Genomic DNA, 21,454 nt, shown 5'->3' on the forward strand with positions numbered 1-21,454 from the left:
GATATATTGGGGGGCGTTTACAATTGTACCGTGTCTGATAATCAAGTGGCTTAATTCAAAAAAAGGAAACTCGTTACGGGTTATTTCGTATGAAAATCTTTAAAGCATCTGCATATAGACTTGCGAAAAAAGACATAATTTCGCTTATAATTGACGTTACGTGAGCTTAGTTTGATAGCGATGGGGTGGGAGTGTCAAGTAAGAATTTTTTCTTTATTGATTTTATGCGGTTTTTTCGCAAAATTGTAACTAAGGGGGGATTCCAAGTTGAGTAAACAGAATATCAGCACAACAGTTTCAGGAGATATAATTGTTACCCATCTAGTTGGAAATATAAAAACAGATGATGTGTATGAATGGTTTAATGGTTTTGAGCAGGTTTGTCAGCAATTCATTTCTGAAGGGCGGAAATACAAATTGTTGGTGGATAGAAAAGGATACACGCCAAATCATTTTTCTGTTCAAAAAGTATGGAAAGAGAAGTTCTTCAATGAAATCATTTTGAATAACAGTACGGCAATTGCATTTCTCCTCGAAGAGGGGGAGATAATGGATTATTTACAACAATCTAATACGAAAGAATCTGTGAGATTTTTTGATGATTATGAACAAGCGCTAATTTGGTTGAATGAATATCCAATATAAAACCTGTATTGAAGCAGTTGCCCTCAAGCAACTGCTTTTTTTGTCCGTAATTGTTGCCGTTATTTTTCTTCACAGATTCTTGTCCAATTGTTTGTCTGATCCTAAAAAACGTTTGTTCAAAGCTAATTACTATTTTAGCTAAGTGATAGATTACATTTTATGAGTACGAGAAAGTCTTTTTATAAGTTTAGCAAGGACAGAAGTTAATTCCTGTTTCATACGCTTCGTAAACGATGGGTCCTTACCTGAAGTTGAAATAGTGACAACATATTCATTATTTCTTATAACGCCAGGTGTGTGAAAAGATGATTCTGTACCATCACTTACAACGTTAACCCACTGGAAATCATGAGCGGCCTGTTTGACCATCATATTTACAGCGTGTTGATTTGTAGCTGCATAAATAAGGTGAGCATCTTTAATATCATCATTACTAAAAGCTTTTTGCTTCCAAGTAATATAAGAAAGTCCCTTCATTTCCTCGCAAATTTCTGGGCTGATAACGGTGACAAAAGCGCCTGTATCTTTTAATCCAGACGCTTTTCGATATGCAATTTTACCTCCACCAATGATAATGACCACTTTATTTTGTAGATTAAACATAAGAGGGTACATGTTATACATATATGCATTCCTCCATTCGTTCTAATAATGTTAACTTCATGTATGTATCAAACTGAAGACAGTTACAAGTCGTAACGTGATCATATTTTTTTGTATGCAATTTAATTTTTTGAAGTAATAATCCGGTAAAGAGAAGGTACGGCATGACATATACATGGGACGCAGTCGATGTTATAGCCTTGAGCTCAGCAGCAAAAGAGGGAGTTCCTTTCGTTAAAAAGGAACAGGATACTGGCATACCAAGTTTTCGTTCGACAGCTGCTCTGATTTGTTGTAATTCATGTATCGGTTGTGGATCACTACTGCCTCGTCCTACGAGTAAAATACTACTATTTTGCATTGACATAGCTTCACGTATTCTTTTCACTACAAGTTCCACCATATGTGGATGTGTACTAAAAGGAGGTACAACTGAAAATGTTATTTGTGGATATTTCTTTTGTAGTTGCTCTATTTCAAAAGGAATATCACGTTTATAGTGAGCTGCTGCAAATAATAAAACAGGTACAATCATTATTTCAGTTACTCCCTCTATTATCGTTTCTGTAACTGCATCCGAAATAGTAGGTGTCGTTAGTTCTAGAAAAGCTATTTTTTGAATTCTTTCGTTTCGCTCTTTCATAACAGATTGAATAAATTGAATGAATTGTTCATTACCTTCTTGTAGCCGGCTCCCATGTCCAACATATACAATTCCTTTCATTGTCTCACCATGTCTTTCTTCATAAGAGTTTCTTGTAATTGATGATCTACGTTATGAAACCCAACTTTATTTGCATAGTGTAAAGTTGGAACGTCGGTATACGAGAATGGGAGAGTAAGAATATTGATAAAGCCAAGGCGTTTTATTTCTGCTAGAAACGTATCAATAGAAGCACGACCTTCAAATACAATGCTATCCCATGAGAATTCAGAAAGAATACGTGAATGAATTTCATCGAAGCGATGATCAATTGTGTACTCATGAGTCATCATATAGGAACCAGCACCAATTTTTTCTTGAATAACAGCAATTCGGTTAATGTTTCGTCCTAAATAAACTGTTGTATTGGAAGAGAACTCTGCTTGTTTACTTAGTAGCCCATATTGCATAAGTTTTTCTTGAGTGGCAACGTTCATATGTTGTAGTTGCGCTTGTAAAGAACGAATATCTTTTTGGTGTTTACTACATGATTGCATCAATATTTCTACACTTTCAGCTGAACAAAAAACAAGACGATTAACGTTAAAAATTTCATTGATTTGTTCAAGTGTTAATGTGTATTCTACCTTTTTGAAAGTAGGAATTTGATATATTTCTGCACCGGCTTCTTGTAACTTTTGCTTCATTGAACTTGTTTTATTCGTTGCAGATGCAAATAAAACTTTTTTCTCGTGTAATGGTTTACGTTCTTTCCAAGCGATCTGATCCCGTAAGGAAACGACATCACCAACAATTGTCATAGAAGGATTAGAAATATTCTCGTTTTTGACGATAGGAACAATAGTTGAAAGTGTTCCTGTGACAACGCGCTGTTTCCCTGTCGTACCCCATTCGATGACTGCTATTGGTGTATCTTCCTTTTTGCCTGCTTGTAGTAAATTTTCGCAAATTGTAGGTAAGTTTTTTATACCCATGTAGTAGGCGATTGTGTCGCTATTGTGGGATGAATTATATTTTCCATGATCGGTTAAAGGACCTTTCGCATGCCCAGTTAATAAAGTGACGCTATTACTATAGTTGCGGTGGGTGAGGGGGATGCCAGCATAGCTACTAGCGGCGATGCTAGATGTAATGCCTGGTACAATTTCATATGGAATGTTCGCAGATGCTAAAGTTTCTGCTTCTTCACCAACACGGCCAAAAATAGATGGATCTCCGCCCTTTAAGCGGACTACGATTTTTCCTTCTTTCGCAAATTGAAGGAGGTGGGCGTTAATCATTTCTTGTCGCATAGTATGATTCTTTGGCATTTTTCCGCAATAAATAAGTTCGCATGTTTCTTTTGTATAACTAAGAAAGAAAGGGTTTAATAAACGGTCATATAAAACGATATCTGCACGATTTAAACAATCTATCGCTTTCTTTGTAATAAGCCCTTCATCACCTGGTCCTGCACCAACTAAATATACATATCCGTTCATAATGGCACCTCATCTATTTTTATGTAAAAGGAAGCCAGGGGGAGGCTTCCTTTCGTAAATTACATGTATATATAAATATCCCCGTCAATAACTTCTACTTCATACGTTTGAATACAACCGTCATCAGGTTTTTGAACTTCACCTGTTAGTAATGAAATTTTCCAATCATGTAGTGGACAAAAGACGAATTCGCCAGACACAATTCCTTCTGCTAACGGTCCGTTTTTATGAGGACAACGATTTTCTACAGCTCGAACATCGCCATTTGAAAGGCGGAATAGGGCGATAGATATACCTTTCATTTGCACCTCTTTACCGATTTGAATAGGAAGGTCTTCTGCACGCATAATTTTTATTTTATCTTTCGTTTGTATCATATAAATCACAGCTCCTTATTTCACAGTTTCTACTTCATACATCGCTTTTAACGACTTCGTTTCTATTGCTTGTCCCCAAGCTTCTTTATATGTGCCACGAGCTGTTTGGAAGCGTTCATTTAGTGTAGTGACCATATTTGCATCTTGCAGTATTTCTTTTATGTGATCGAAGCCTAAACGCTCTGTCCAGTAGGCAGTACGCTCTCCGTAAATACCAGTTTCACGATAATATTGCATGTAAGCTGTAGCGATGCGAAGGACATCATCTTCAGTAGGGACAATCATTACAAAATCAGCTTCACGTACTTCCGTACCACCATTTCCGCCAATATAAAGTTGGTATCCATTTTCGACACAAACAACGCCAAAATCTTTCGTCAGTACTTCCGCACAGTTACGCGGACAGCCCGTTACACCCATCTTCATTTTATGAGGTGTATCTACCATTTCTAATGATTGTTCAAGCAACATACCAAGTCCTAATGAATCTTTCGTACCGAAACGGCAGAAACGAGAGCCAACACATGATTTTACATTACGAAGAGATTTTGAATACGCATATCCAGAAGTCATATTTAATTCAGCCCATACGTTAGGTAAATCTTGTTTCTTAATACCGTATAAGCCAATTCGGCTCGCACCTGTAATTTTCACAAGTGGAACATCGTACTTTTTCGCAACTTCAGCAATTTTCATTAAATCATCAGCTGTTGTAACACCTCCGTACATGCGTGGAATAACAGAGAATGTACCATCGTGCTGGATGTTACCATTCATTCTTTCATTCACGAAACGGGATGATTTATCATCTTCATATTCTTCTGGAATCGCCATACGTAAATAGTAGTTTAAAGCAGGACGACATTTTGAACAGCCTTCTTCAAGTACAAAACCAAGAACGTTTCGTACTTCTTTTGGAGATTTTAAACCTTTCTCATGAATGGCCGCTACGACTTTATCACGTGATAAAGGTGTACATCCGCACATACCGGTAGACTGCACAGAAGCATCAAAAGCATCTCCAAGTGTATGAGATAAAACTTGTTCTACAAGCGGACGACATTTACCACAAGACCCTGCGGCTTTCGTACAGCCTTTAACTTCTTCAAAAGTCTTTAACTCTTGTTCTAAAATGGCGTGAACGATTGTGCCTTTCGTAACACCATTACATCCGCAAATCGTGTCATCAGCACTCATAGTAGCAACGTTAAGTTCACTTTCTTCACCAGCTTTGTGAAGAATGGAAGCGGCTGTATATTCTTGTATATCTTCTTCTTTCTTTAACATGCTAAAGAGGCGTGTTCCGTCAGCTGTGTCACCATATAAAACGATACCGATGACTTTATTGTCACGAATTAATACTTTTTTATAGGAACGTTTACATTCATCAAAGATTGATATTGCTTTCGTTTGAGCATCTTCATAAATTTGACCAGCAGAGAATAAATCACAACCTGCAACTTTTAATTGCGTACCGACAATACTGCCCGAATATCCATCAGTTTGTAAATTTGTTATATGTTTTGCTAATATCGCACCTTGTTCATAAAGAGGAGCAACAAGTCCATATGCGATACCGTCATGTTCTGCACATTCTCCAACTGCATAAATGGATTCATCATTTGTTAGCATATAGTCATTGACTACAATACCGCGATTTACAATTAAACCAGCATCTTTTGCTATTTGCGTATTTGGGCGTATTCCGACAGCCATTACGACTAAATCACAATCTACAACTTCACCATCTTCAAATTGAATGCCCTCAACATGGTCTGTACCAAGAATTTTTACAGTTTTCTTTTCCATTAGAAATTTCATGCCTTGCGCTTCCAAATCTTCGCGTAATAGAGAAGCTGCTTTCGTATCTAGTTGCTGCTCCATTAAGTTTGGCATTAAATGAACAACATGTACGTCCATCCCTAAGTCAATAAGACCTCTTGCGGCTTCTAAACCAAGTAACCCACCACCAATAACAACGGCCTTTTTCTTTTCTTTAGCGGTGTCTATCATAAATTGTGTATCTTCAATTGTTCGAAATCCTGTTACACCAGGAAGAGTAGAACCTTCAACAGGTAAAATAAAAGCACTAGAACCTGTTGCGATAATGAGTTTGTCATATGTAAGAGTACGATTTTTTTCGGTGATAATGATTTTTGCTTCCCGGTTAATAATTTGAACTCTTTCGTTTGTATATAAAGTTATTTCGTTTTCTTCATACCAACTGTATTCATTCATAATGATATCTTGCATATTTGTTTTGCCTTGTAAAACGTGAGAGAGCATAATGCGATTGTAGTTTGGATGTGGTTCATCTCCCAAAATAGTAATCTCATATGAATCACTATTATGTTTTAATATTTCTTCCATACAGCGTATTCCAGCCATACCATTTCCGATCATAACTAAACGTTTTTTCATTTTCGTTTCCCCTTTTTCTGTGAAATGTTGAACAAAGGATTATATTTCTATTATAGAAAATCCAAAAAAGGGGAGATGTGATATTTATCACATTTTTATAATGATTCACAAATTGTTAAAATTCGGATTTATTCGAGAGGGATGTGTATATTCTTTACCAAATGAAAAAACAGGACATAAGTATGTATACTCATGTCCTGCACTTGATTTATACTCTCGTAATTGCACGTGGAAATAAAATGTTATTTTCTAAATGAATATGCTCAAATAAATCAGACTCTAGTGCTTCAAGGCGTTGGTAAACAAGTCGATAAGTGCCGCAAGCTCCTTCTGGAGGAGTAAAGTCATTTGTAACTTTACGAAGCTCTTTAATAATGTTGCCTGCGTGGTTATGTTCATTTTCCAACTTATCTACTACTTTACGTAAATTCACATAGTTTTCTTCAATTGGATTTTGTTCAAATTCTAAAATTAATGGAAAATCTTCTGTTTCTTCTTTAATTAAATGTTGTTCTAATTCCATCTTTAATTCGTGAAATAGCTTATGAATTTGAGCTAAATGAGGCTGACTTGCCCCATGAACACGTACTACTTTTGTCACATACGGACTTAATTGTGGCAACTCTTCATTTAAATAGCGATGATGCTTATTTATAACATAATCAATCAATTCGCGATAAGAAGCATTTTTCCAATCAATTTCAGATTCATTTAATCGTTTCATATTATTATAAAGCGTATTTAACTCTGTAAGCACTTCAGTAGCTGATAAATTTCTTTCATGAATTGCATCAATAAGCGGTTTATTGCCACCACAACAAAAATCTATTCTATATGATTTAAAAAGATCACTAGCTTTCGGGAATTGTGTAACAATCTCACCGACAATAGAAGTTTCAGTAAATGTATGTTCCATATGAATGCCTCCATAAAGTTTAAATGTAATATCTGAATTAAGAATAGCGATAAATTAAAATCTATGTAGTGATTGAAATCACTTATTCTGTGTCATTTTTGAGAATAATAATAAGAATGTTATTAAAATAAGGGGGGAAAGTAATAAGTGGTAATATTTTACGTTAATAAAAAAGAAGCTTAGTAAAAGCTTCTTTTTCATTATTATTTTTCACATGCAATTCCATCGCCATCACGATCAAGATGAGAGCTATAACCTGGTTGCCCTTTATGTAAAGGAGCTTTCCCAGCTGCTCTAACTGCAGCACAATTTTTGTAGTATGCACTATCAGTATTACCATTAGCTGGTTGTGTTTGAGCTTGCTGTGCTTTTTGCTCTTCTTGTTGCTTCCGATTTTGTTCGTCAGCTAGGCGTTTTTGTTCTTCTTGTTGTTTACGAGCTTGTTCATCAGCCTGACGTTTTTGTTCTTCTTGTTGCTTACGAGCTTGTTCATCAGCCTGACGTTTTTGTTCTTCTTGTTGTTTACGAGCCTGTTCATCAGCTAGACGTTTTTGCTCTTCTTGTTGTTTACGAGCTTGTTCATCAGCTAGACGTTTTTCATCCTCTTGCTTGCGAGCTTGTTCCTCGGCTTGACGTTTTTCATCTTCTTGCTTACGAGCTTGTTCTTCGGCTTGACGCTTCTCATCTTCTTGCTTTTGAGTTTTTTCGTCCGCCGCTTTCTTTTCTAGCTCTTTTTTCTGTTCGCTATCTTTTTGCTCTTCATTGTTAGAGGCAACTTTTGTACTAGTTGCTGTCGTTTTTTCAGAAGAAGGAGCTGAAATACCTAATAACGCAACAAAAATGACAAATAATACGGCTGTAATAATAAATTGTTTTTTCGCTACACCTGTTTTCTTAATAACAGATAAGATTGCTAGCACAAGGAAGAAAATAAATAAAACAAAACTTAAAATAGAAAAGAATTCAACAATTGGGTTATTAGAAGTTTCAGCACTAGTTATTATTGATACAATCGAAATCATAAAAAGAATAACGGCAGGACGACCATATTGTTTTGCTTTTCCATTTTTCTTAAAGAATGAAATGATACATAAAATTAAAAGAATAAAAGCAATAAAAAATAAAGCAGCACCAATATTACTCAAAATCGCCATTTTCATACCTCCATTTGTAAGATTTTTCTTATTGATTATATAGGAACTTATTGGATATTACACGTTTTATATAAATTTAGAAAATTAATATTTTTCCTAAACTTATAAATATTTATTTTGTATATAAGGAAAAATAGATGTATTTCCTATTACTTTTTGAAAGAGATTTCATAAATTATAGTATATCGATTGAAAGGAGGAGATTTGAATGGAATTTCAATTGTTGGTAACTTGTATATTACAAGAAGGTAATGCTTACTTTTTAGTAACGAAGGTAGACGATGTTATTACGTTAAAAGTACCGATTACTGCGGGAGTAGCAGGTTTATTCTTAGCTTTAGGTGTACCAAGATGTTCTTAATTTAAATCTCTATAGTAGAAGGGGAAGGGACATGCCTTCCTTTTCTACTATTACATAATATAATTATGTAAACTTAAATATCATATTTGTGATAGCACGTTTGAAATGGACATGCATATACTATAATGTTTCATTGGATGTTAGCGGTGAAAGGTAGTTTTAATAAGTGCATCCAGTGATGTTTTTAAGCTATGAAAATAAAAGAGGTGCTATTATATATGAAAAGAAAAACATTGGATATTCCAGTTACATTGCGAAGAGAGTGGTTTTTAATAGAGTTAGCTCATTTAACGAAAAAATATGGAATTGAAATTGCAACTAGCAAAATGGATGCTGCACCGTTTTTAAGAGATCAAGTTACGGAGTCAAAGATAGGGGAAGGGCTACAATACGATAAATATGATGATGAGTATATAATTGAAAATTAAAGGGTAACAACAAAATTAAATTAATTTATAACAAAATATAAAATAAAGCAGATTCTAAATATAGAATCTGCTTTATTATGAAATACTTGTAGTCAACTAGCCTCTTTCTAGTGTTTTTCCTACATATTTCTCTTGCGTTATTCCAAAAGAGTCACGAAGAATGCGAGCATAATCTTTAGAGCCTATTGGTCGTTTATTTTTGGTGCCTTTAAAGGTTTCTGTATAATTTTTATTTGTTAATGATATGTGACCATAAGTAGTTAATTTACAAGTGATAGCTCCTTTATTAAAAGGAGATTCTTTATGCTCTACAATCACTTTTTGAATGTTATTCACTTTTTTCTCATCTATTGGATCTACAGTGAAAGCATAGCCTATTTTCCATTCGTTTGAAGGTTCAGATTGTAAGAAACTTGTAGATTCCCCGTTAGCTCCTTTTCTCATTTCTAAAATATGCGTACCTTTTCGAGTATTTTGCTTACGAATTCGATATTCTCCTGTTTGAGAGGAGATGACTTCTCCGTTAAAAGGGACTGGATGTAAAGGGAGATGAGATGCAAAACCTGCATCCACAACATAATCTTTATCCTCATGACTTAATATGATAATGACATGACCATCATCGGGTTTCCATTTATTATCGTACAGATCATAAACAGTACCGGCTACTTTGTATACTTGAAACCCACAATCAATTAAAAAATAATACAATAAGGAGTTTAATTCATAACATAGTCCACCTCGTTTTTGAATAAGTAACTTTTCTATTAAGTTATCTTTTGAGATATTTTTAATAGTACCAGCCATAATATCAAGATTTTCATAGGGGAGAATCATTCCCATTTTTAACAGAATTTCATCTAAATCATCAAATGTTATTTCTTTTGCAGGAATTTTTAAGCGTTTAAAAAACTCCTTTTGTAAATTGGTCATCATAAAGTATTCTCCTTTCTTTTTACAGAATTTTCTTCTGCTCACCGATAGGTTAGTACTTCTAAAAAGTTAATTCAAGTGCGCGGAAATTATCATAATATATGTTTCTGGAAATATGATTTTCTATTCGGAAATTTCAGTTTAATTTTTAATCGTAGGAAAGTCATATAATATAAGCTCCTTTAAAATTAGTTTGTATTTAATGAAAAGAAAGTACATATCTTTATTATATTTTTCAATAACTAACTAGTAATAAAATATTTTTTCACTAAAATTTTTTCAAGATTTGTATGCTTTATATAAACAATAATGATTTAAAAAATATCTGGGTGTAGCGAAGTTAACAATTATTGAGAAACTTTTTTGTCGTATTCTATCAAAAGGAAGAGGTAGAAACAAAGAGAATAACGAGAGTTAAGGAAGAGGGTATACAACTAGTAACCTTCTAAAAATAGGGCTAACATCTTTTTAAAATAAAAGATTAGCTATTATTAAGGAAGGGAAAATATAAAATATTATAAAGAACACCTTCTTTCAAAAAAATAGGGGGAGTAATATGCGACTGATGAGAAGATGTGTGGCCTTACTAATTGTATTTTTTATCATGGCTCCAACGATTAGCACAAATGTACAGGCAGAAGTTGTAAAAGAGCTTGGAAAGGGGTTTCCTGATACAGAAGTATTCACACCTGGAGAATGGTTTTTAGGCCAAAAACCAGCTAATTATGATGAGAATAAACCGCCAATTCTCTTTGTACAAGGAAGAAATGGTAATGCTGATAGTTGGTATGGAAAGACAGTATATCATGATATAAATGATATGTATGATTATGCTTTAAAAGCAGGCTATCAAACAGTGTTTATACAATTGTATGATGCAGCGGGGAAAGGTTCGGCTAGTCAGTGGGATAATGGAAAATTGTTAGCACAAAAACTTGAAGAGATATATAATCATTTCGGTAAAAAAGTTAATATTGTAGCGCATAGTAAAGGTGGTATTGATACACAAGCCGCATTAGTTGAATATGATGCGAATCGATTTGTTGGAAATGTTATTACACTTGCTACACCGCATCACGGCTCAAATTTAGCAGATTTGTCATATAGTTGGTGGGCAGGGTGGCTTGCTTCTATATTAGGTCAAAAAGATGATGGTACGTATTCGTTACAAATAGGTGAAATGGCAAAGTTTCGTTCAATAATAGATAACAACCCAGCAGCTAAATTAAACCGTTACTATACGGCTACTGGAACTAGCTGGGGACCAACATTTTCTGCATTATCTATGGGCGGGTTATATTTATCATCGTACGGTTCAAATGACGGACTAGTAAATGAATGGAGTGCGAAGCTATCGTACGGTACACATTTATTTACAGATTCCAGATTTGATCATGACAATATAAGAAAAGGATCAGCTGTTTTTGCACGAATTGAACCATATTTACGTACGACAAATGTGGGATTACCAGCTTTAGTAGCACCCAGCAATAGTTCAAATGAAAATCTAGAACAATTAAATACAACTTCAAATCAAAATATTTTAGGAGGCGAATTACCACAAAATCAGTGGATAGAGCAAAGTATTTCTGTTGATAAAAAGGCTGAAGGAATAGTTTCTGTACTAACTGCTTCTTCTGATGTAGAAGTACAAATGGTATCTCCAAAAGGAAAAATCTATGCAAATAAAGATAGCGCTATAACTACTGGTGAAGGCGAATCTTTCTTTAATGGGGCGACAATTAGAACATTTAAGTTTGATAAATTGGAAGTAGGCGAATGGAAAATCAAAATGATGGCGAAGCAGTCGAAAGATGCATATTTAGTTGTAAGCGATTACAAGGATGACGCACCATTTGTTCTTCGAATGCCTACAAAAGTTAAAGTAAATAAACTTGAGTATAAACTCAAAAAATCACCTGTAGCACCTGAAATGAAAGGGGATCTTTCCATAACAGTAAGAGTCGTTAATAAAGAAGGTAAGTTAGTCTCTGAATTTAATGAATTACAAAATGTTCATACGAATACATTTTCAGGTGCTTTGAAAGATATAAAACAACCGGGAGTATATAACGTTACGATGGATATAAAAGGGATGAATAAAGAAGGAAAACCATATAATCGTACGATTGTTAAGTCGGTTTATGTAGAGAAATAAGGAAGAATAAATAAGCATAATAAAAAAGTGCAGAAATCTTGTGTTAGAAAGAATTCTGCACTTTTTTATGTGGGGTGAGATAATAAAAGTTGAAGAAAACTGTTATTCAATAAAAAAAGATGCTGAAATAGCATCTGAATGTGAAGAAATAATATTAACTTAGTTTTGTAACTGTTAATTCAACTGAATTTATACCATTGTCACACGTTACAATACTTTGACGATTAAAACCACTATTATTTCTAAGTTGAAGAGTTGAATTAGCAGGCACTGTAACAATCGTTTCGCCAACGAGTTGAAGACATTCGTTATTTGATGAAGTATTCATTTGCATAGCGAAGTCACCTTGACTATTAGCAAGTGGATTGTTATTTAAAAATATAGTTATGACTGGAATATGTGGAAATACAGGATTTAAAGTAGTATTAATACTGGAAATGAACGAAACTCTATAATCACCAGCTTGTCTAAAGTGTATAGTAGTAGGATTTAGTAAGGAAACGCCTCCTGCTAAAGGTCCAACGTGATTAAATGGAAAAGGATCGCCAAAAGGAACAGTTATAAATTCAGTTTTCCAAAAAGTTCCGTATGCAGGACAGCTTCGTTTATGTGAATGGTCACATGAACATTTTTTATTTGAACTGGAAGAAGATTTGCATGAGCATTTTTTATACGAGTTTGAAGAATGATAGTATGAAACCAAAATATTACCTCCGATTCTTAATAAATTAAAACCATATAGTAGTATGTGGAAATTAATTGCAATTGGCATGTATGCTTGTACTATAAAAGGAAATAGATTTGGAATATAAAGCGGTCAAATAATGAAATGTAGTATTTGGGTATTACCTGTAACACCTTTTGAAGATGATAAGCTTCATAATTTGATAGAAAAATCAATGGAATTTCTAAATGGATTGAAGTAACAAGGAAACGTTTATCACGCTATTTTCCGAGCAGTAAGACTCCTACCTCAAAATTCAGCGAAAGCAAAGAAGTTAGATGGGGGATGAACTAAACCCCCACTCATTAAAATTTCACTTTACTATATTAATTTCGTCTGACAAAATAGCAATATTACCTTTAGCTGTATGGATGTTATCATTTGGTGAAGTTATGATATTTAATTGTATGTATATTAGATTATTTAGTTTATTTTTTATTTGCGTAGTTGAGCAGGAAGAAGTCAGAAAATATAGAATAATGTACATATGAAGCATCATTTGTTTTTGGTGTGAATAGTAATTAAAGATACGCTAAAATATTTAAAATTGTAACGAAAGAGAGATTAAATAATAGAAGGAGCAACTTACATGGAAAATATATTAAAGGTATCTTCAAAATCAAGCCCAAATTCAGTCGCAGGTGCAATAGCAGGAGTACTAAGAACAAGTGGTAATGTGGAAATTCAAGCGATTGGGGCTGGAGCTATAAATCAAGCGATTAAAGCAATTGCGATTGCAAGAGGGTTCGTCGCTCCAAGTGGTATTGACTTAGCTTTTGTTCCAGCGTTTCAAGAGATTTCTATCAATAATGAAGAAAGAACAGCGATTAAATTAATTGTAGGCCCTAGAAAGAAAAGGTCTTAGTAGAAGAGAGCGTTACTATAAGGGAAAAAGGCCAATAGACTTCCCAGGTTAGATACGCTATTTTATGTAACCGATCCTTGGGTGTGGACACGGCATTATACCGGACTCATGTCTGTTAATTTCTCCTTAAATTTAGCGCGTGTTCTAGATACTTAAAAATGCCAAATCCTTTGTGATATAAGGGATTTGGCATTTTTGATGTTTTTAAAAATAAACAACCTTAAAACTGCTCATTTAGAAGATTTAGTTTTAGTAGCGGCCATTGAACGTTTTTATGATAGTTTACCTGATAAATGGAGAGAAATAGTAGCAGACAATATTGATTGTGCTAGTTATGTAGATGGGAAATATGAAGCGCACGTTTTAATGGAAAATGGTATGGAAATAAAAATAGAAATCTTTTATGTGGAAGAAGACAAAGATGAAGAATGGATATATAAAGCTTATAAAGTTTTATTATAGAAATTTCATTTTCATACAAAGGGGAATTGATATGGATTTTGAAAACTTTGAAAAACAAGAGCAATTTAAACAGTTACAAAAAAATAATGTTGTAATTGTGAAATGGAAAAAAAGCGTAAGGCAGTACAAGGAATTAGGAGAAATCACACATCATAATTCTTACACAATTAATCGTATAAATGAATTGATTTTGAAAATTGTTTAGATGTTGTTGGAAATATAGTTAGTATATGTCCGAACTGTCATAGGTTGATTCATTATGGAAGAGACAAAGATAAGAAAAAAGTTTTAGAACTTCTCTTTGAACAAAGAAAAGATTCTTTGAAGAAGTTCGGTATTGAGGTATTTCTCAAAGAGCTATTTGGATACTATGGAATTCTAAAATAAGAATATTCATAGCTATAGTGAAGGTAGAATGTTTCATACTTAAACATAGCTATTATTGTGATGGAAATTTAAATTTCGTCTTTTGAAAGTATCAATAATTTGTATTATTTTTATAGGGTTATATATTTTTCTTTTGCTCTGCTGTATAGCAGAGCTCTTTTTTTTTTGTCGTACAAAAGCCACCTATATATGTGAAGTGCACCCCAATTGTTAGGCTGTGTCTAACAATTGGGTGCACTTCAGTCCTGTCGGGCGGCTTCTTTTAATTTATATTCACCAATTCATCAAACTTAAACTTAGTATTCAAACCAAAGGCATCTGTACAATATATAGTTTTCGTCATCGGTTCAATATGTAATACATTTATGTACATGTCTTGCACCATTCCATCACGATAGTATGAGATATGTATTTCTTCTTCCTCGTGAAAAGATTGCATTAACGCTCTTTCTATTCGTTCCATAGTATCTTGTGTTAAAAAAGGTTTAGGTACTTTATATTGTTCCTCAAACATACTATGTATTTCCTCGTATTGCTCCGGTATTGAAGCAAACGGATTCCATTTTACCATACCTCTTCCACGTACTACAGGAAAGCTGTTATATCCCATGATGTAATACCTCACTTTTGTTTTTTTAACTCCACTACAAACAAACGTGTGTTCTTTTTTAAGGTTTGAAAAGGGACCATTTTGTTAACATGAATATTCAAAAATAATTTTTTCAAGTTAGAATATTCAAAAACTTATTTATGCAAACAAGCATGTCATGATAACATTTAACAAAAGGGGGTAGAAGTAGATGAGTGTTGACATTATTTCTAAAGAAGAAATCACAAAATTATTAAACGAATGGTATCAAGCTATGATTTCACAACGTGTATTACAGTCTCAGAAAATAAAAGAAGATATTGCAAATAAAATCAATAATATTAAGGAAGACCAAACAATATTAGTCTACTACGCTTTATTGAATGCACGGTATAAACTGCTAATTCGGGATATGGATAGTACAAAAGATATTCTGGACAAAATCGAGCCTTTACCAGAGTCTACAGAAACATTTTTAGAGTACTATCATCATTTATTTAAAGCAATTTACGCTATTAATAAAGCAAACCATAGTGAAGCAAGAATGCAATTTGAAAAAGCTGAAACGTTTTTAGAGTACATGCATGATGAAATTGAAAAAGCTGAATTTAATTATTGGCTTGCAGTCCATTACTATCACGTATTAAAACCGATCCTAGCAGTTCAATTTGCTACAAAGGCGAATGAAGTATTTTCGATTAGTCCAGGGTATGAATTAAAAACTGCAGCATGCTTAAATACTTTAGGAATGGCACACATTCGACTAAATGAATTCGAAAGTGCAGAGGAATATTTACTTTCAGCACTAGGTACCTTCCAAAAATCTAATGATGAACTTCTTATTAAACGAGTTAAGCATAATTTAGGACTTTTATACGCAAGTCAAAACATGCCAGAGTTAGCAATTAAACACTTAGAGGATTCATTAGAAAATAACGCTAAAACTATGTTTCTTTTAGCAAGAGAACATTTTAAGTTAGGTTATAGTCATATCGCTAATGAATATATTGAGAATGGCTATAAGATTAGCGACTTATGTTATCGTCATCATTTCCGAATTTTAAAAGCAGTACATAACTATGTACCGCAAGAAGAATTAGAAAATGTGGTTATAGAAGGTATTTCGTATTTTGAAAAAGAAGAATTATATGATTGGGTAAAAGAATATGCTTCTCTTTTAGGTGAAAGATTCTATGGTTCAGAAAATCATAGAAAAGCAAGCAAGTATTTGCACATCGCTTTAGATGCAGACAAAAAGAGCATAGAAAGAAGGGCGCTAAAATGAAAAAAGCAATCTTATTAATGATGATGTTATCCGCTGTTTTTACTTTTGGTCTTACTAATGTAAAAGACATACCACAAAACGAAGCAATTGAAGTGTTTATGGATCATGGAGAACATATTTAAAACCTAAGGAAGAGGGCGCTTATAGTGTCCTCTTTTTAATATCTATTATTTATATGATGAGGTTGCAGGTACGTCTTTTGGTTATTGTTTGATAAACGTAAGATGTTTCTAAAAATGTGTATACAAAGGTGTAATTTTGTACTGTATATGTTCACGTACTATATAAAAAAGTATGAAAATCTATAAAAATAATTATTTCAATAAAATTTGTTTTAGATATTAAAAAGTGCCAAAACCCTTGTGGTATAAGGGGTTTGGCACTTTTGTGTTTTTTATATTTTATCAAATAAACAACCCTAAAACTGCTCATTCTTCTCCCAAGATTCAACGATATAATGTGCAATCGTCGGATTGAAGCCTTTACCAACTAAAAACATAATCGCAGCAACTTCTGTTAATGCGTGTTCATGTGATGTATGTTTTGCTTCATTTAAACCGTAATCTACCCATGGTTTTACGAAATCTAGTACGGGTTTCTTGAAAGGTAAAAACTGTGTACCGACAACTTGTTGAATTTGTTGTTGTGTTGGTTCAGTAATTGGTCCAGGTGGTAAGATTTGTGGTTGTGTAATGTCTAGTGTTGGTCCAGGTGGTAAGATTTGTGGTTGAGTTGGATCTATTGTTGGTGGTTTAGGTGGTGAGACACGTGCGTCGTAGTTTGGTTGATACATTTGTTGTTGGTATTGCGGTTGTTGTGGTTGAGTTGTGTATGGATTTTGTTGATATTGTTGTTCTTGGTTTTGTGGTGCTACATATGGATTTTGTTGATATTGTTGTTCTTGGTTTTGTGGTGCTACATATGGATTTTGTTGATATTGTTGTTCTTGGTTTTGTGGTGCTGCATATGGATTTTGAGGATATTCATAATTTGGACGTGTGTCATATGGATTTTGTTGAAATTCAGTTTCTTGGTTTTGCGTTGTTGCATATGGGTTTTCGTCATATTGTGGCTCTTGCTGTTGTAACTCTTGTTCTTCGTATTGTTCTGTGTATCTCTGTTCTTGTTGTTGAGGATACAATGGTTGCCTTGGATAAGGCGGTTGATTATTATAGAACATGTTTATTCCTCCTTCATGATGATGCCTACCACCTAGTGTATGGGCGGACAAGAAAATATGTGATGAAAAAATGCGGGCGTGTTACAATAAGTAACTGGGTGAAGATAAAATGACAAAACAAGAAAAAATTCAAAAAACAATTACTTTTGTAAAACATATTTTAGAAAAAGATGCGAGTGGGCATGATTGGTATCATATTGAACGTGTACATAAAATGGCGATTTCTTTATCTGAGCAAGAAGGTGGAAATCGTTTTATAATTGAAATGGCAGCATTACTTCACGATGTGGCAGATGAAAAGCTAAATGAAAGTGAAGAAGCAGGAATGAAAAAAGTTTCTGATTGGTTAGAAGAGCTACGGGTTGAAGAAGAGGAAAGTAAACATATTCTTCATATCATCGCCAATATGTCTTATAAAGGTGGCCATGGCGGCACAGTAGAGTCACTTGAAGGGAAAATTGTTCAAGATGCGGATCGTTTAGATGCTCTTGGTGCAATAGGAATTGCTCGTACATTTGCATATGGTGGGGCGAAAGGGAGATTAATGTATGACCCAACTATTCCGCCGCGTGAAGAAATGACGAAAGAAGAATATAGAAAAAATAATGATCCATCTTTAAATCATTTTTATGAAAAACTTTTGAAATTAAAAGATTTAATGAATACGAATGCAGCAAAACAAGAGGCTGAAATTCGTCATCGTTATATGGAACAGTTTATTGAACAATTTATGAAAGAGTGGAATGCACAAATATGAAAATGTTAACTGTGGAGAACTTATCAAAATCATATGGAGAAAAGCCGTTATTTGATGGATTATCATGTAGTATTACAGAAGGACAACGTGTCGGAATTATCGGTGTAAACGGAACTGGTAAATCGACATTATTAAAAATAATTGCAGGATTAGAAACTCCTGATACAGGTGATATGACGTATTCACGTGGGTATACAATTAGTTATTTATCACAGCAACCAGAGTTTGATGAAAAACTAACAGTATTAGAGCAAGTGTTCCATGGTGATACACCTTTAATTCGTCTTCTTCGTGATTATGAAAAAGCACTATTAAATATTGAAAAAGATCCAAGTAATGAAAAAGTACAGGAACAATTATTTGCAGTGCAGCAACGTATGGATGCAATGAGTGCATGGGAAGCAAATGCAAATGCGAAATCTCTTTTAACGAAATTAGGAATTACGGACTTCACTGCAATTGTTGGGAATTTATCTGGTGGACAGAAAAAACGTATCGCAATGGCACAATGTTTTATTGAAACACCGGATCTATTAATTTTAGACGAGCCTACGAACCATCTTGACCATGAGACAGTTGAATGGTTAGAAGAATATTTAGCGAGATATACAGGTTCGGTATTACTTGTAACCCATGATCGTTATTTCTTAGATCGTGTGACGAATCGTATTTTTGAATTAGATAATGGTAAACTATATAGCTACGAAGGAAACTATAGTACATTTTTAGAAGCGAAAGCACTTCGTGAAGAGCAAGAATTGGCACAAGAATCGAAACGCCAAAATTTATATCGTCGTGAACTTGCTTGGATTCGTCGTGGTGCAAAAGCCCGTTCTACGAAACAAAAGGCGCGTATTCAGCGTTTTGATGAGCTAAAGGCACAAGAAGGACCAGCTGCAAAACAGTCAGTTGATATTGCACTAAGCGGAAGTCGTCTAGGAAAGAAAGTACTTGAGTTAAAAGATGTAACGAAAAAATTTGGCGATAAGACGGTATTAAACAACTTTAATCATATCGTGAAACCAGGCGATCGCATCGGAATTATTGGAGCGAATGGAAGCGGGAAATCTTCGCTATTAAATATGCTTGCAGGTAAGTTATCTCCTGATAGTGGTGAAATTGAAGTTGGGCAAACTGTAAAAGTTGCTTATTATACGCAAGAAAATGAAGAGATGAATTTAAATCAGCGTATGATTGAATACATTAAAGAGATTGCAGAAGTTATTCATACGACAGATGGAAAAGTAATTGGTGCATCTCAAATGTTAGAACGTTTCTTATTCCCGACGCATTCACATGGTACACCGCTTGGTAAACTATCTGGTGGTGAAAGAAGACGTTTATATTTATTACGTATTTTAATGGGAGAACCAAACGTACTTTTACTTGATGAACCTACGAACGATCTAGATACACAAACATTAACAGTACTAGAAGATTATTTAGAAGATTTCCCAGGTGTCGTTTTAACTGTATCGCATGACCGTTACTTCTTAGATAAAGTAGTAGATGAACTGTTCATCTTTACTGGTGGAGGCGAAGTGCGTGAGTTTTTAGGTAGTTATACAGATTATTTAGAAATGGAAAAAACGAGAGAACTTATGGAGAAAGCGGAAGTTCAAAAAGAGAAAAAAGTTGTAGAAGAAGCTCCAAAACAACAACGTAAACGTAAACTTTCATACAATGAACAGCGTGAATGGGAAACGATTGAAGATACAATTGCCGAACTTGAAGAGAAAATTGAGTCAATTGGAGAAGAACTTGCGAAAGTTGGATCTGACTTCACAAAGGCACAAGAATTATCTGAAGCACAGCAGAAAACAGAAGAAGAGCTAGAAAAAAAGATGGAAAGATGGAGTGAACTATCAGACATCGTTGAAGGATTAAAATAAAAACAAGCTGCATATATTGAAAAGTAAAGAGAAAAACTTTACACTATTGGTAGAACCTATTTTAGGAGGGAAAAAATGAGAACATCTAATCCAATGTTGAAAAAAGAGGCATTCCGTAAAGAGGGAGCAAGCGCTTCTGCGATGACGATTGGCGGAACAGTAGGCAAAACGTTTATTATGCTTATCTTGCTACTTGCAACGTCTGTCTATTCATACATACAGATGATGCAGGGGACGATGAAGATGCCAGTATTAATTGGTGCTTTAATCGTTGCGGCAATCATCGCATTCGCGTCTATGTTCTTCCCGCGTATTTCACCTTTTGGTGCACCAATCTATGCAGCGGTAGAAGGGGTTGTGTTAGGAAGTATTTCAGCAGTTTATACAATGAAATTTGGCGATTCTATCGTTTTAAATGCTGTATTACTAACAATCTCAATTCTATTTGCAATGTTAGTGTTATATGCAACACGCGTAGTAAAAGTAACGGATAAATTCCGTACAGGAGTTATGGCAGCAACACTTGGAATTATGGTTATGTATTTAGTCGTATTCCTACTAAATATGTTTGGTGTAACTGTTCCATACATTCACCAAGGTGGTACAATCGGTATTATTATTAGTGCAGTTGTAATTGTAGTTGCTGCATTAAACTTATTACTAGATTTCGATTTAATCGAAAATGGTGTACGTAGTCAAGCTCCGAAATATATGGAGTGGTATACTGCGATGGGACTAATGCTTACATTAGTATGGTTATACTTAGAAATTCTTCGTTTCGTTTCTTACTTTACGAAAAATGACTAATAAAAAAATCCTGCATGAAAAATGCAGGATTTTTTTATTTTCAAAGATATATTGAATGTATGGTATAATATGGATGATAGCAACTTGAAGTGAAGGAGATGGAATATGATGAAAGAGAAGAAGGGGATTATGAAAAAACTATTTTCTAAAAGTTTTTTCATAGAACTAGATGAAGCTTTAACGTATCCATCATCAAAAGTTATTACTTCAGCGATTGAAGGATATGCAACTGAATGCAATGAAAGACTAAAATTTGAGAGTAAAGTTAAACCGATTACTTTCTACTTAGAAAATGCAATGTACCGTGCTGAAATAAAGATGGCTCGCGGAGGATATTACATATCTTGTACTGAAGTGTAATAAAT

At 34.1% G+C, this 21,454-nt stretch carries 24 protein-coding genes; 13 read left to right on the forward strand and 11 right to left on the reverse strand.

Going from position 1 to position 21,454, the window contains the following annotated elements; translation table 11 throughout:
• The first annotated feature begins 267 nt into the window (after nt 1–267).
• Nucleotides 268–645: a hypothetical protein gene (locus AXW78_RS10420; protein WP_002181618.1), complete on the forward strand. Its 378-nt coding sequence runs from the start codon at nt 268–270 to the stop codon at nt 643–645.
• A 150-nt stretch (nt 646–795) separates the two neighbouring features.
• On the opposite strand, the gene AXW78_RS10425 is transcribed toward AXW78_RS10420, so the two are convergent.
• From AXW78_RS10425 to AXW78_RS10455, 7 genes are all read right to left on the reverse strand, one after another.
• Nucleotides 796–1,269 carry a precorrin-2 dehydrogenase gene (locus AXW78_RS10425; protein WP_000282585.1) on the reverse strand — a complete coding sequence of 158 codons (474 nt, stop codon included), beginning with the start codon at nt 1,267–1,269 and terminating at the stop codon, nt 796–798.
• Complete coding sequence (locus AXW78_RS10430; RefSeq protein ID WP_000676477.1) at nt 1,262–1,972, reverse strand: sirohydrochlorin chelatase; 711 nt, start codon at nt 1,970–1,972, stop codon at nt 1,262–1,264. The genes AXW78_RS10425 and AXW78_RS10430 overlap by 8 nt, the downstream gene beginning before the upstream one ends.
• Nucleotides 1,969–3,393: a uroporphyrin-III C-methyltransferase gene (locus AXW78_RS10435; protein ID WP_001014937.1), complete on the reverse strand. Its 1,425-nt coding sequence runs from the start codon at nt 3,391–3,393 to the stop codon at nt 1,969–1,971. Before AXW78_RS10435 ends, AXW78_RS10430 begins: the two co-directional genes overlap by 4 nt.
• Before the next feature lie 59 nt (nt 3,394–3,452).
• Entirely contained in the window at nt 3,453–3,770 is a 318-nt protein-coding gene (nirD, locus tag AXW78_RS10440; RefSeq protein ID WP_000616667.1) for a nitrite reductase small subunit NirD, read from the reverse strand.
• A gap of 15 nt (nt 3,771–3,785) precedes the next feature.
• Nucleotides 3,786–6,191 (reverse strand): NADPH-nitrite reductase large subunit, encoded by a 2,406-nt coding sequence (gene nirB, locus AXW78_RS10445; RefSeq protein WP_000746954.1) that lies wholly within the window; start codon nt 6,189–6,191, stop codon nt 3,786–3,788.
• Between the two features lie 208 nt (nt 6,192–6,399).
• On the reverse strand, nt 6,400–7,107 hold the full coding sequence (gene ric / locus AXW78_RS10450; protein WP_000401365.1) for an iron-sulfur cluster repair di-iron protein: 708 nt from the start codon (nt 7,105–7,107) through the stop codon (nt 6,400–6,402).
• A gap of 203 nt (nt 7,108–7,310) precedes the next feature.
• Entirely contained in the window at nt 7,311–8,261 is a 951-nt protein-coding gene (locus AXW78_RS10455) for an excalibur calcium-binding domain-containing protein (RefSeq protein WP_000996465.1), read from the reverse strand.
• A 208-nt stretch (nt 8,262–8,469) separates the two neighbouring features.
• On the opposite strand from AXW78_RS10455, the gene exsG reads away from it, so the two are divergent.
• Nucleotides 8,470–8,622: an exosporium protein ExsG gene (gene exsG, locus AXW78_RS10460; RefSeq protein WP_000395679.1), complete on the forward strand. Its 153-nt coding sequence runs from the start codon at nt 8,470–8,472 to the stop codon at nt 8,620–8,622.
• A gap of 218 nt (nt 8,623–8,840) precedes the next feature.
• The gene (locus AXW78_RS10465; protein ID WP_000824206.1) at nt 8,841–9,050 is read left to right on the forward strand and encodes a hypothetical protein; all 210 of its coding nucleotides are present in this window, start codon (nt 8,841–8,843) and stop codon (nt 9,048–9,050) included.
• A gap of 96 nt (nt 9,051–9,146) precedes the next feature.
• On the opposite strand, the gene AXW78_RS10470 is transcribed toward AXW78_RS10465, so the two are convergent.
• Entirely contained in the window at nt 9,147–9,986 is an 840-nt protein-coding gene (locus AXW78_RS10470) for an arylamine N-acetyltransferase family protein (protein ID WP_000988899.1), read from the reverse strand.
• Nucleotides 9,987–10,539: 553 nt separating this feature from the next.
• On the opposite strand from AXW78_RS10470, the gene AXW78_RS10475 reads away from it, so the two are divergent.
• Nucleotides 10,540–12,141: an esterase/lipase family protein gene (locus AXW78_RS10475; protein WP_001238694.1), complete on the forward strand. Its 1,602-nt coding sequence runs from the start codon at nt 10,540–10,542 to the stop codon at nt 12,139–12,141.
• A gap of 154 nt (nt 12,142–12,295) precedes the next feature.
• Here the strand turns inward: AXW78_RS10475 and AXW78_RS10480 are convergent, their stop codons facing one another.
• A complete protein-coding gene (locus tag AXW78_RS10480; RefSeq protein ID WP_061884108.1) occupies nt 12,296–12,844 on the reverse strand; it encodes a hypothetical protein in 549 nt (182 codons plus the stop codon).
• A 610-nt stretch (nt 12,845–13,454) separates the two neighbouring features.
• On the opposite strand from AXW78_RS10480, the gene AXW78_RS10485 reads away from it, so the two are divergent.
• From AXW78_RS10485 to AXW78_RS34355, 3 genes are all read left to right on the forward strand, one after another.
• Nucleotides 13,455–13,730: a stage V sporulation protein S gene (locus AXW78_RS10485; protein WP_000427801.1), complete on the forward strand. Its 276-nt coding sequence runs from the start codon at nt 13,455–13,457 to the stop codon at nt 13,728–13,730.
• A 198-nt stretch (nt 13,731–13,928) separates the two neighbouring features.
• A complete protein-coding gene (locus AXW78_RS10490; protein ID WP_000478848.1) occupies nt 13,929–14,192 on the forward strand; it encodes a hypothetical protein in 264 nt (87 codons plus the stop codon).
• Between the two features lie 31 nt (nt 14,193–14,223).
• Nucleotides 14,224–14,397, forward strand: coding sequence for a hypothetical protein (locus tag AXW78_RS34355; RefSeq protein ID WP_165375024.1), 174 nt, complete (start codon nt 14,224–14,226; stop codon nt 14,395–14,397).
• 444 nt (nt 14,398–14,841) lie between these two features.
• Here AXW78_RS34355 and AXW78_RS10495 read toward each other — a convergent pair whose 3' ends face one another.
• On the reverse strand, nt 14,842–15,189 hold the full coding sequence (locus AXW78_RS10495; RefSeq protein WP_061884109.1) for a YolD-like family protein: 348 nt from the start codon (nt 15,187–15,189) through the stop codon (nt 14,842–14,844).
• 190 nt (nt 15,190–15,379) lie between these two features.
• On the opposite strand from AXW78_RS10495, the gene AXW78_RS10500 reads away from it, so the two are divergent.
• Both AXW78_RS10500 and AXW78_RS10505 read left to right on the forward strand, forming a co-directional pair.
• Nucleotides 15,380–16,453 carry a response regulator aspartate phosphatase gene (locus AXW78_RS10500; protein ID WP_000109862.1) on the forward strand — a complete coding sequence of 358 codons (1,074 nt, stop codon included), beginning with the start codon at nt 15,380–15,382 and terminating at the stop codon, nt 16,451–16,453.
• The gene (locus tag AXW78_RS10505; RefSeq protein WP_000709202.1) at nt 16,450–16,575 is read left to right on the forward strand and encodes a hypothetical protein; all 126 of its coding nucleotides are present in this window, start codon (nt 16,450–16,452) and stop codon (nt 16,573–16,575) included. Before AXW78_RS10500 ends, AXW78_RS10505 begins: the two co-directional genes overlap by 4 nt.
• Before the next feature lie 296 nt (nt 16,576–16,871).
• Here AXW78_RS10505 and AXW78_RS10510 read toward each other — a convergent pair whose 3' ends face one another.
• Nucleotides 16,872–17,633 carry a hypothetical protein gene (locus AXW78_RS10510; protein WP_061884110.1) on the reverse strand — a complete coding sequence of 254 codons (762 nt, stop codon included), beginning with the start codon at nt 17,631–17,633 and terminating at the stop codon, nt 16,872–16,874.
• A gap of 109 nt (nt 17,634–17,742) precedes the next feature.
• On the opposite strand from AXW78_RS10510, the gene AXW78_RS10515 reads away from it, so the two are divergent.
• The 4 genes from AXW78_RS10515 (at nt 17,743) to AXW78_RS10530 (ending at nt 21,449) form a co-directional block, all read left to right on the forward strand.
• Nucleotides 17,743–18,390 carry an HD domain-containing protein gene (locus tag AXW78_RS10515; protein WP_000165966.1) on the forward strand — a complete coding sequence of 216 codons (648 nt, stop codon included), beginning with the start codon at nt 17,743–17,745 and terminating at the stop codon, nt 18,388–18,390.
• Entirely contained in the window at nt 18,387–20,282 is a 1,896-nt protein-coding gene (locus AXW78_RS10520) for an ABC-F family ATP-binding cassette domain-containing protein (protein WP_061884111.1), read from the forward strand. Before AXW78_RS10515 ends, AXW78_RS10520 begins: the two co-directional genes overlap by 4 nt.
• Nucleotides 20,283–20,357: 75 nt before the next feature.
• Entirely contained in the window at nt 20,358–21,089 is a 732-nt protein-coding gene (locus tag AXW78_RS10525) for a Bax inhibitor-1/YccA family protein (RefSeq protein ID WP_001260655.1), read from the forward strand.
• A 105-nt stretch (nt 21,090–21,194) separates the two neighbouring features.
• Nucleotides 21,195–21,449, forward strand: coding sequence for a DUF4318 domain-containing protein (locus AXW78_RS10530; RefSeq protein ID WP_000975138.1), 255 nt, complete (start codon nt 21,195–21,197; stop codon nt 21,447–21,449).
• Nucleotides 21,450–21,454: the final 5 nt, after the last annotated feature.

The sequence above is a fragment of the Bacillus thuringiensis genome, from assembly GCF_001595725.1.
Classification (GTDB): domain Bacteria; phylum Bacillota; class Bacilli; order Bacillales; family Bacillaceae_G; genus Bacillus_A; species Bacillus_A thuringiensis_K.

Coding starts and splice junctions, on each gene's coding strand:
- AXW78_RS10425 (WP_000282585.1), bottom strand. CDS start 1,269: ATGTATAACATGTACCCTCTTATGTTTAATCTACAAAATAAAGTGGTC.
- AXW78_RS10430 (WP_000676477.1), bottom strand. CDS start 1,972: ATGAAAGGAATTGTATATGTTGGACATGGGAGCCGGCTACAAGAAGGT.
- AXW78_RS10435 (WP_001014937.1), bottom strand. CDS start 3,393: ATGAACGGATATGTATATTTAGTTGGTGCAGGACCAGGTGATGAAGGG.
- nirD (WP_000616667.1), bottom strand. CDS start 3,770: ATGATACAAACGAAAGATAAAATAAAAATTATGCGTGCAGAAGACCTT.
- nirB (WP_000746954.1), bottom strand. CDS start 6,191: ATGAAAAAACGTTTAGTTATGATCGGAAATGGTATGGCTGGAATACGC.
- ric (WP_000401365.1), bottom strand. CDS start 7,107: ATGGAACATACATTTACTGAAACTTCTATTGTCGGTGAGATTGTTACA.
- AXW78_RS10455 (WP_000996465.1), bottom strand. CDS start 8,261: ATGGCGATTTTGAGTAATATTGGTGCTGCTTTATTTTTTATTGCTTTT.
- exsG (WP_000395679.1), top strand. CDS start 8,470: ATGGAATTTCAATTGTTGGTAACTTGTATATTACAAGAAGGTAATGCT.
- AXW78_RS10465 (WP_000824206.1), top strand. CDS start 8,841: ATGAAAAGAAAAACATTGGATATTCCAGTTACATTGCGAAGAGAGTGG.
- AXW78_RS10470 (WP_000988899.1), bottom strand. CDS start 9,986: ATGATGACCAATTTACAAAAGGAGTTTTTTAAACGCTTAAAAATTCCT.
- AXW78_RS10475 (WP_001238694.1), top strand. CDS start 10,540: ATGCGACTGATGAGAAGATGTGTGGCCTTACTAATTGTATTTTTTATC.
- AXW78_RS10485 (WP_000427801.1), top strand. CDS start 13,455: ATGGAAAATATATTAAAGGTATCTTCAAAATCAAGCCCAAATTCAGTC.
- AXW78_RS10490 (WP_000478848.1), top strand. CDS start 13,929: ATGTTTTTAAAAATAAACAACCTTAAAACTGCTCATTTAGAAGATTTA.
- AXW78_RS34355 (WP_165375024.1), top strand. CDS start 14,224: ATGGATTTTGAAAACTTTGAAAAACAAGAGCAATTTAAACAGTTACAA.
- AXW78_RS10495 (WP_061884109.1), bottom strand. CDS start 15,189: ATGGGATATAACAGCTTTCCTGTAGTACGTGGAAGAGGTATGGTAAAA.
- AXW78_RS10500 (WP_000109862.1), top strand. CDS start 15,380: ATGAGTGTTGACATTATTTCTAAAGAAGAAATCACAAAATTATTAAAC.
- AXW78_RS10505 (WP_000709202.1), top strand. CDS start 16,450: ATGAAAAAAGCAATCTTATTAATGATGATGTTATCCGCTGTTTTTACT.
- AXW78_RS10510 (WP_061884110.1), bottom strand. CDS start 17,633: ATGTTCTATAATAATCAACCGCCTTATCCAAGGCAACCATTGTATCCT.
- AXW78_RS10515 (WP_000165966.1), top strand. CDS start 17,743: ATGACAAAACAAGAAAAAATTCAAAAAACAATTACTTTTGTAAAACAT.
- AXW78_RS10520 (WP_061884111.1), top strand. CDS start 18,387: ATGAAAATGTTAACTGTGGAGAACTTATCAAAATCATATGGAGAAAAG.
- AXW78_RS10525 (WP_001260655.1), top strand. CDS start 20,358: ATGAGAACATCTAATCCAATGTTGAAAAAAGAGGCATTCCGTAAAGAG.
- AXW78_RS10530 (WP_000975138.1), top strand. CDS start 21,195: ATGATGAAAGAGAAGAAGGGGATTATGAAAAAACTATTTTCTAAAAGT.